General features: G+C 63.2%; 1 protein-coding gene. It reads left to right on the top strand.

Going from position 1 to position 711, the window contains the following annotated elements:
• Nucleotides 1–497: nucleotidyltransferase family protein (locus tag L6Q96_23285; GenBank protein ID MCK6557472.1), on the top strand; the 497-nt coding region annotated here is incomplete at its 5' end.
• Nucleotides 498–711: the final 214 nt, after the last annotated feature.

Below are 711 nucleotides of genomic sequence, written 5' to 3'. Positions count from 1 at the left end.
CGGCCGGCAACCAGGTGCGCTACCGCGCCAACCACGCCGCGCCGTTCTATCCGGAGCTGGCCGAGATCTTCCGCAAGGCATCCGTCTTCGCCGAGAAGACGGCCAAGGCGCCGAAAGCGCAGCGAAGGCGCAAGGCCGAACCCGTCGCACACACGCTGCACTCGCCGCGAGCCGAGTATTCCGCTCAGCCTGCCACCGGCACATTGGCGCCTCCCCTCGCCAAGCTCAAGCGGCTCTGCCGCAAGTACGGCATCAATCGACTGGCCTTGTTCGGCTCGGCGGCGCGCGGCGAAATGACGCCGGACAGCGACGTCGACCTGCTGGTGGAGTTTTCGCCCGACAGCAAGGTCTCGCTGTTCGACATCCCCGCCATGCAGGATGCCTTCTCGGCCGTTTTCAGCGGCCGCAAGGTGGATATCGTCACGCCGGAAATTCTGGAGAACACCTACCGCCGCAAGACCATCCTGCGGGACGCCAGGGTGCTGTATGCGGCCTGAGCCGCCAGCGCAACAGCTGGCCCACGAATACGGGCGCATCGATCACCGCCTGCTATACGAAGCCGCCAATGATCGCTTGCCGCCGCTGATCGCACGTTTACAGGATTTGCTTGATCGAGCATAGAACACGATTTCGGCCCCTACTTGGCCATTTCAGACACCTGCCACACACTTGAATGCCCTTGCCTGTCTATAGCGCGCATGCTATATTGCC

This window comes from Candidatus Binatia bacterium (assembly GCA_023150935.1).
Classification (GTDB): Bacteria; Desulfobacterota; Binatia; order HRBIN30; family HRBIN30; genus JAKLJW01.
This window is presented reverse-complemented; position numbering and strand designations above follow the sequence as displayed.